Genomic DNA, 8,590 nt, shown 5'->3' on the forward strand with positions numbered 1-8,590 from the left:
TCGGAGGTGTCGGCTGTGTACGAGAAGTCAAAGACGAAAGAAGTGGTAGTCAAGTTGCCGAAGCAATTCATGTCGGAATTGACCGCCCATTCAGAGGAGCACGTTGAGGAAAGCGGCGAATTCATTTACGTATCGACTCAACGAGTAACAAAAAATGTCTACGATTCATATCATATTCGGGAAGCGATGATCAAGGGCTACGTGGAAATGTCGCAGATCAATCTGTCGATTGCTTGCGAATGTTCGCACGCTGAGTACGAAGCGGAGCATACGACAGTGCAACTCGTAAGCGGAGGGTGACAACTTGATTGTAAAACGCGGGGATGTTTTTTTCGCAGAACTATCACCGGTCGTCGGGTCTGAGCAAGGCGGGACCCGGCCGGTTCTGGTGATTCAAAACGATATCGGGAACCGATTTAGCCCTACAGTGATCATAGCGGCGATCACCGCCCAGATCCAGAAAGCAAAATTACCAACGCACGTGGAAATCAACGCCAAGAAATATGGCTTTGAACGTGATTCAGTCATTTTGTTGGAGCAGCTGCGGACGATCGATAAATCACGTTTGACCGATAAAATTACACAGCTGGATGAGGGATTGATGGAAAAGGTGGACGAGGCCTTGGAAATCAGTGTCGGACTTGTGAAATTCTAGCATACATACTCCATGAAAATGCCCCGAGAGTGCCTTCTCGGGGCATTTTCATATAGAGAATTGGTTCCCTCCGGGTACTATAGCAAAAAAGGTGTGAAATACTCGGTTTTCCGATACAATGGAAAGACAAGTATGAAATTGTGGCTATTGATGTGGGTCACTGGGAGGGTTTTACGAAAATATGAACAAACAGATGGCTACATATATTCAAGAGAACATGACCGAAATCACTGTCAAATGGCAACAGCAAATGAAAAATGAACAAGGCGAGCGTTCATACCAAGTGATTTCGGATGAGATGATGAATCAGACGAGCCAGGAATTCGCTGGACTGATGATGTCGAGTTTGCTCGAAAGCAACGAGGCATATGAGAGCCGTTTGCAAGACTTTGCAGAGAAAGTGGTCCGCCTCGGCTGGTCCATCACATACGTAACGAAAGCGATCGATTGTTTCGCAGAAATCGTTTACGAAGGAATGAAAGAACAAGGCATTATCCAACAAGAAAATATGGATGCCTTTATCCACGAATTTGCGAATTGGGCAACGCCGATCCGCAACAGCACACTCGATACTTACTCCAAAACTTGGGAGCGCACCGTAAGCCTCCAAAAAATCGCTTTGCAGGAACTTTCCGCTTCCCTTATCCCGGTGTTCGATAAAGTTTCAGTCATGCCGCTCGTCGGAACGATTGATACGGAGCGGGCCAAGCTGATTATAGAAAACTTATTGGACGGTGTTGTGAGACATCGTGCGGAAGTGGTGCTGCTGGATATTACCGGTGTACCAGTCGTCGATACGATGGTCGCCCATCACATTATCCAAGCGGCGGACGCAGTGCGCTTGGTCGGAGCAAAATGCATGCTCGTCGGGATCCGTCCGGAAATCGCCCAAACGATCGTAACGCTCGGCATTAATTTGAACGACTTTACGACAACGAGCACATTGCAGCGCGGCGTAGAACAAGCACTGGCTTGGACAAACCGAAAAATTGTGGAGGTTGAAGAAATATGAATGTGAGAATCCCAATTCTAAAATTAAAAGATACATTGATTGTTTCGATCCAATGGGAATTGGATGACCAAACGGCATTGCAATTCCAGGAAGACCTTTTGACGAAATTGCACGAAACAAGTGCGCGCGGGGTCGTTATCGATTTGACGTCCATCGACTTTATTGATTCATTCATTGCCAAAGTGCTCGGAGATGTCATCAGCATGTCCAGCCTGATGGGGGCAAGAGTGGTTATTACCGGTATCCAGCCGGCGGTTGCCATCACTTTGATCGAGCTCGGAATTCGACTTGAAGATGTTATGACGGCACTTGATTTAGAGAACGGCCTGGAGAAACTTCAACTGGAATTGGAGGCTTAAAAATGAGCGACCAGTCCTCAGTGGAAATCTTAACGGAATGGGATATTGTAGCGGCGCGGCAGCTCGGGCGCAATGTCGCCAAAGAGCTGGGCTTCGGCACGGTGGACCAAGCGCGTATTACGACGGCCATCAGTGAACTTGCCCGCAACATCTATTTATACGCCGGCCAGGGCAGGATTGAAATCCAGCAGCTGACCGAAAACGGCATGAAGGGCATTCTCATCATTGCCGCAGATAGCGGGCCGGGAATCCCGGATGTCCGAAAAGTAATGGAAGATGGCTTTACGACATCGGGTGGACTGGGTGCAGGCCTGCCAGGGGTCAAACGCCTAATGGACGATTTCAGGATTGAAACGATCCAAGGTGAAGGAACAGATATACGGGCTACGAAGTGGCTCCGCTAGGGGGAACGCTAAATGCCTCATCGCATTGAAACGCAATATCAAGAAATTCTGAACGAATATGTAAAAAAACAGACAGAGCAAAATTTGTATGTCGGCCAAAATTTCAGCAGACAGTTGATTCTGGAGAACATTTCGCCAGAAGAAGTGATCAGCATGCACAAAGCAGCCATCCAGGAGCTCTATGGAGATCTCCCGGATGTTGTTTGGCATTCATTCGATTTTCTTATTGAAATGATGATCAATTATGGTTTGGCGCTGCAAGAACGCCAAAGTCTGCTGAAGCGCCAGGAAGAGCTGAAAGTGGAAATGGACCTTGCTGCGAATGTCCAAGAAACGCTGCTTAAGACGAAATTACCGTCACTTGAAGGGCTCGATATCGGCTTATTGTCGATTCCAGCCAGAAAAATGAACGGAGATTATATTTATTTTGTCAGTGATTATGATGGGTACGCCGGGGTAGCTGTCGCTGATGTAATCGGCAAAGGCCTCCCGGCAGCTCTTTGCATGTCCATGATCAAATTCGGCATGGACAGTTTGAGTAGTTCGCACGCCATGCCGAAAGATGTGCTTGGCGTCATCAACCGCATTGTTGAAAAAAGTGTAGATGATTCAATGTTCGTATCGATGTTCTACGCCAATTATGATGCTGGTGAAGCAAGGCTCACTTACGGATCTGCTGGCCATGAGCCGGCTATTTTATATCGTGCTGAAACGAGCGAGTTCGATGAGCTTCAAGCAAAAGGCTTGTTGCTCGGCGTGTCGCCGGCAGCCGTTTACGAACAACATTGTGTCACCTTGACTAAAGGTGATATGGTCATTATGATGACGGACGGCGTAACGGAAGGCCGCAACGAAGAAGGGTTTATCGAGCGGGAAGTCGTTTTTGAACTGATCGAAAAGAAAAAAGACGAACCTGCCCAAGCGATTGTCCAGTATGTTTACGACGAACTCGAGCGCATGCAAAATGCCGAACTCCAAGATGACTTCACACTGGTCATCTATAAGAAAGCCTAAGTTTAATGTTTAACGGGCGTAAAAAGCGGGTAAGAGTGCTTAGAATGGCTTTTTTCAGCCGTATTGAATCATACAAAAACGGGGTGTCATATAGAGATGAATATTCAAGTTAATTTGACGGAGAATGACAATATATTAAAAGGCGATGTTCACGGAGAAATTGATGCGCACACAGCGCCAGTGCTCCGAGAAAAACTGGAAGCCTACCAGGATCAGGATGGCATAAAAGCTGAGTTGGATTTATCCGGTGTCGATTACATGGATAGTACTGGCCTTGGTGTTTTTGTGGCTTTCTATAAATCAGTGAACGCAAAAGGCGGACACGTGAAGCTTACCGGTCTTTCAAGCCGCTTAAAACGCCTTTTTGATATTACAGGACTAGGTGACATTATGGACATTGAAGCAGCAGCCGGAAAGGGTGGGAACTGATTATGCGCCCTTTCGATTATGTAGAAATGCGTGTTCCGGCGAAATCCCAATACGTAGGCGTAGCCCGGTTGACTATATCCGGGCTTGCAAGCCGTATCGGCTTTTCCTTCGATGACATCGAAGATTTGAAAATCGCTTCAAGTGAGGCAGTGACGAACGCTGTTCAGCACGCTTATTCAGAAGGTGAAGAAGGCGAAGTCGTAATCGGCTGCGCATTATATGAAGACAAAATTGAAATTATGGTAGCTGACCATGGCCAAAGCTTTAATTTTGAAGAAACAAAGGCAAAAGTAGGTCCATACCATGACCAGGAAGAGGGAGCGTTCCTGCGTGAAGGGGGTCTCGGCCTGTATTTGATTGAAACATTGATGGACGAAGTGAAAGTTCACCACCAGGAAGGTGTCACTGTCTTCATGACAAAGCATGTTGAAGGAGAGCAGGTGGAAGAGGATGTCGAAACAATCTCATCCTAATCAGCCAACGAAAGAACAGGTTCTGGAATGGATTGAAGCTTATCAGAAAACGGAGGACGAGGAGGCACAAACCAACCTTGTCCTTAATTATCGTCGCTTAGTAGAGTCGATTGCCCGTAAGTATTCCAACGGCAAATCCTATCACGAGGACATCGCACAAGTGGGCATGCTCGGATTGTTAGGTGCAATCCGCCGTTATGACCCGTCTTATGGACGCAGCTTCGAAGCCTTTGCGGTACCGACTATCATTGGTGAGATTAAACGCTTTTTGCGCGACAAAACATGGGCGATCCATGTTCCGCGCCGCATCAAAGAGCTTGGGCCGCGCATTAAAGCGACCGTTGAAGTGCTGACGACAGAACTTCAGCGTTCTCCGCAAGTGTGGGAAATCGCCGAATACTTGGATGTGGATGAAGACGACGTGCTAGAAGCGATGGAGATGGGCAAAAGCTACCAAGCACTTTCCATGGACCATTCACTCGAGGCGGATTCGGACGGCAGTACGGTTACCTTATTTGACGTAGTCGGACAAGAAGATGATGGATATGAAAAGGCGGACCAGCGCATGCTCGTGGCGGAAGCGATGAGTGTCCTTTCCGATCGGGAAAAGCAGATCATCCAATTCACCTACATAGAGCAGCTGAGCCAAAAAGAAGCAGGCGACCGTTTGGGTATTTCACAGATGCACGTCTCGCGTCTTCAACGTAAAGCGATCAAAAAGCTTCAAGAAGCCATTTTAGCTGCTGGCGGGGTTTCCTAGTGGAGGAAATTCGCCATAAAAATGTCGAAGCCTATGCCTATAACGCAGCAAAAAAAGGGAATTATGAGTCCGGCGACAGTTATTCAACAGTGTTGACGGATGATTACTTTATTTGCTCCGTAGCCGATGGTTTGGGAAGTGGCCCTTCAGCGCGTGAGTCATCACAGGTCATCCCCAAGATTTTAAAGGAATTTCATCACGAAACAATCGATCAATTGATGAACCGCTTTAACGGTCTCATGTTGCAAAAACGAGGTGCGGCGGTCGCAATTTTTAAAGTGGATTTCAAAAGACGAACGCTTGAATACAGCTGTGTCGGAAACATCCGCTTCTATCTGTATCGAAAAGAAACGGACGAAGTGATTTATCCGTTGCCGGTAATGGGCTATCTTTCCGGCAGGCCGCAAAAGCTCAAAACGCAGCTTTTCGCCTATTTGGAAAATGACCTTTTCTTGATTCATTCGGATGGCGTGGATTTGCGCAACCCGAAAGCGATGATGAAAAGAGCAGGAGCGCCTAGACGATTGTATGAAGATATTCTTGCATCCATTCAAACAGGTGATGACGCGACACTTATTTCAGGAAGCCTTCTCCGTTAAGGAGTGGCTTCTTTTTTTTGGCCGACTATACACAGGTGGAAATAGCTTATTTCTCCCAGTCCGGCATGGCGTGTTAAAATAGAGGAGTAGAAAGGGAGTGCCCAATATGGAAACCCAGCAATTGCACGCATTGATCGCCAAAGAAGCGGGGGTCAAGCCCCATCAGGCCAGTCAAGTCATTGAACTACTCGAAAGCGGTAATACGGTGCCGTTTATCGCACGTTACCGAAAAGAAGCGACCGGCTCACTTGATGAAGTCCAAATCAAAACGATTGAAGATCGATATACATATATCCAGAATTTGGAACAGAGAAAAACGGATGTCATCCGCTCCATTGATGAGCTGGAACAACTGACACCGACACTCGAGAAGGACATCCGGGCAGCGACCGTTTTACAGCGAGTGGAGGATCTGTACCGTCCCTTTAAGCAAAAGCGCCGCACAAAAGCCACAATCGCCAAAGAAAAAGGCTTGCAGGAATTGGCGGATTGGCTTTTGAAACCAGGGAAAGAGCAGTTGGAAATCGTGGCAAAACACTATATCAACGCTGAAAAAGGTGTGGAATCCACTGAAGAAGCTATTGCAGGGGCACAGGATATTTTAGCCGAATTGTTTGCAGATGACCCGGATATCCGGGAACAAGCCCGCCGCCTGACACGAGATGCTGGCATACTGGAGACGGCTGCCAAAAAAAGCCATGAAGACGAGAAGCAAGTATTCCAGATGTATTATGAATACAGCGAAGCCATTAAAAAAATCGTTCCGCACCGCACCCTTGCAATCAACCGCGGTGAAAAAGAAGGTGTGTTGAAGGTAGCTGTCGTTCCCCCTGCTGACCGCATTCTTCGTTTAATGAAAAATAAATGGATGAAAATGGGGAGTCCTTCCGCGAAAGAACTCGAAGCGGCAATCGAGGACAGCTATAAACGATTGATCCAACCGTCAATTGAACGGGAAATCCGCACGGAACTAAGTGAAAAAGGCGAAATTCAAGCTATCCATATTTTCTCGGAGAATCTTCGCAACCTACTGCTGCAGCCTCCGATGAAAGACAAAATGGTGCTCGGCATCGATCCGGCATACCGCACCGGCTGTAAATTAGCTGTCATTGATGAAACGGGCAAGTTACTAGAAGTGGCCGTAATCTATCCGCATCCGCCAAAGTCCGACCAACAAGGCGCGAAAAAAACTTTGCAGCGTATAACGGAAACTTACCCGATTGAGATTATGGCGATCGGAAACGGCACCGCTTCACGTGAGACAGAACAATTTGTAGCCGATTTCTTAACGGAATCCGCAACCAAGGCATCGTATGTCATCGTCAACGAAGCTGGAGCGAGTGTTTATTCGGCTTCTGCTATTGCCCGTGCGGAGTTTCCGAACTTGCAAGTGGAAGAACGCAGTGCGGCCTCTATTGCCCGCCGTCTCCAGGACCCGCTTTCAGAACTCGTGAAGATCGACCCGAAAGCAGTGGGTGTTGGCCAGTACCAGCACGACGTGTCGCAGAAAAAGCTGGCGGACCAACTGACGTTTGTCGTCGAGACTGCCGTTAACCAAGTTGGCGTTAATGTTAACTCGGCTTCCGCATCGCTGCTTCAATACGTCGCTGGACTCAGCAAGACCGTCGCCGAGAATATCATTACCGTAAGAGACGAGAACGGTCGCTTCACTTCTCGTGTCCAACTGAAAAAAATCCCGCGCCTTGGGGCAAAAACTTATGAGCAAGCGATCGGATTTTTGCGGATACCGGAAGGCAAGAACCCGCTCGATGCAACCGGTATCCACCCGGAAAGTTATGCAACTGCTGAAAAAATACTGAAGACGATCGGAGCAGATAAGAAAATGATCGGTCGCCCCGAAATTGTCGGCAAGCTGGAAGGCTTGGATGTAGAAGCATTAAGCCTTGAATGGGAAGTCGGCAAGGTGACGCTCAAAGATATCGTCGATGCATTAAAGAAACCGTTCCGCGATCCGCGTGATGAATTTCCACAGCCGCTTCTCAAAAGCGACATCTTGAAGATGGAAGACTTAATGCCAGGGATGGAAGTGCAGGGAACGGTGCGTAACGTCGTCGACTTCGGTGCCTTCGTCGACATCGGAGTTAAGCAGGACGGACTCGTACACATTTCCAAGCTCAAAAAAGGATTTGTAAAGCATCCGCTTGATGTGGTCGCAGTCGGCGACATCGTGACGGTGTGGGTCGACCAAGTCGAAAAGCAAAAAGGGCGCATTGCGTTGACGATGCTTCCGCCGAAAGAACAACAGCCAGATCTCCAGGAGAGATAACATGACCAATGAAGAACTGACCAAGCTGATTGCAGAAATTTCCCGGGATGTCTTCGGTAAACCATTCCGCCACCAAGGCATATTCAACAAGCGCCTGCGCACAACGGGTGGAAGATACTTGCTGCGCTCGCACGATATCGAAATCAATCCGGCTTCTTATAACAAGTTTGGCCATGAAGAACTCGCCGGAATCATTAAGCATGAGTTGTGCCATTATCACCTGCATCTTGAAGGGAAAGGTTACAAACACCGGGACAAAGATTTCCGGGAGTTATTGACAGAATCGGGATCGCCACGTTTCTGTTCGCTCCTGGCGGAAAAACGGCGGAATACTTCCGGCTTTCATCTATATGAGTGCATATCCTGCAATACCGAGTATCCCCGAAAGATCCGGATGAATACGGCAAAGTATAGATGCGGACGCTGCACGGGGAAGTTGCATTTGAAAAAAGAAAAAGTGTAAAGTAAAGAGCCGCTTCCAGAGCGGCTCTTTCTTACGATTAGTCAATAGTTTTTATTCCGTTTTAAAGAGGTTCTTCCGAGATTCCTCATCTTTTAAGAGACGGAAGTTACTCATAACTAAAAATGGGAATGCCAA

Annotated in this window: 12 protein-coding genes; all 12 read left to right on the forward strand. The window is 47.7% G+C overall.

Annotation, left to right across the window (positions count from 1 at the left end):
* Positions 1-15: 15 nt before the first annotated feature.
* The 12 genes from J7E21_RS09090 (at position 16) to J7E21_RS09145 (ending at position 8,455) form a co-directional block, all read left to right on the forward strand.
* On the forward strand, positions 16-300 hold the full coding sequence (locus J7E21_RS09090) for a transcriptional regulator (protein ID WP_215106849.1): 285 nt from the start codon (positions 16-18) through the stop codon (positions 298-300).
* 4 nt (positions 301-304) lie between these two features.
* Positions 305-655 (forward strand): type II toxin-antitoxin system PemK/MazF family toxin, encoded by a 351-nt coding sequence (locus J7E21_RS09095; RefSeq protein WP_215106851.1) that lies wholly within the window; start codon positions 305-307, stop codon positions 653-655.
* Positions 656-836: 181 nt separating this feature from the next.
* Positions 837-1,667, forward strand: coding sequence for an RsbT co-antagonist protein RsbRA (locus J7E21_RS09100; protein ID WP_215106853.1), 831 nt, complete (start codon positions 837-839; stop codon positions 1,665-1,667).
* The gene (locus J7E21_RS09105; RefSeq protein WP_058381774.1) at positions 1,664-2,026 is read left to right on the forward strand and encodes an STAS domain-containing protein; all 363 of its coding nucleotides are present in this window, start codon (positions 1,664-1,666) and stop codon (positions 2,024-2,026) included. Before J7E21_RS09100 ends, J7E21_RS09105 begins: the two co-directional genes overlap by 4 nt.
* 2 nt (positions 2,027-2,028) lie before the next feature.
* Entirely contained in the window at positions 2,029-2,430 is a 402-nt protein-coding gene (locus J7E21_RS09110; RefSeq protein ID WP_215106855.1) for an anti-sigma regulatory factor, read from the forward strand.
* Between the two features lie 12 nt (positions 2,431-2,442).
* On the forward strand, positions 2,443-3,444 hold the full coding sequence (locus tag J7E21_RS09115) for a PP2C family protein-serine/threonine phosphatase (RefSeq protein ID WP_215106857.1): 1,002 nt from the start codon (positions 2,443-2,445) through the stop codon (positions 3,442-3,444).
* Positions 3,445-3,540: 96 nt separating this feature from the next.
* On the forward strand, positions 3,541-3,873 hold the full coding sequence (locus tag J7E21_RS09120; protein ID WP_215106859.1) for an anti-sigma factor antagonist: 333 nt from the start codon (positions 3,541-3,543) through the stop codon (positions 3,871-3,873).
* 2 nt (positions 3,874-3,875) lie between these two features.
* Complete coding sequence (rsbW, locus tag J7E21_RS09125) at positions 3,876-4,346, forward strand: anti-sigma B factor RsbW (RefSeq protein ID WP_215106861.1); 471 nt, start codon at positions 3,876-3,878, stop codon at positions 4,344-4,346.
* A complete protein-coding gene (gene sigB / locus J7E21_RS09130; protein ID WP_215106863.1) occupies positions 4,324-5,106 on the forward strand; it encodes an RNA polymerase sigma factor SigB in 783 nt (260 codons plus the stop codon). The genes rsbW and sigB overlap by 23 nt, the downstream gene beginning before the upstream one ends.
* Positions 5,106-5,705 carry a PP2C family serine/threonine-protein phosphatase gene (locus J7E21_RS09135; RefSeq protein ID WP_215106865.1) on the forward strand — a complete coding sequence of 200 codons (600 nt, stop codon included), beginning with the start codon at positions 5,106-5,108 and terminating at the stop codon, positions 5,703-5,705. The genes sigB and J7E21_RS09135 overlap by 1 nt, the downstream gene beginning before the upstream one ends.
* A 106-nt stretch (positions 5,706-5,811) precedes the next feature.
* Positions 5,812-7,992 carry a Tex family protein gene (locus tag J7E21_RS09140; protein ID WP_215106867.1) on the forward strand — a complete coding sequence of 727 codons (2,181 nt, stop codon included), beginning with the start codon at positions 5,812-5,814 and terminating at the stop codon, positions 7,990-7,992.
* A 1-nt stretch (position 7,993) separates the two neighbouring features.
* Positions 7,994-8,455, forward strand: coding sequence for a SprT family protein (locus J7E21_RS09145; RefSeq protein WP_215106869.1), 462 nt, complete (start codon positions 7,994-7,996; stop codon positions 8,453-8,455).
* Positions 8,456-8,590: the final 135 nt, after the last annotated feature.

The sequence above is a fragment of the Planococcus sp. ISL-109 genome (genome assembly GCF_018613655.1).
Classification (GTDB): Bacteria; Bacillota; Bacilli; order Bacillales_A; family Planococcaceae; genus Planococcus.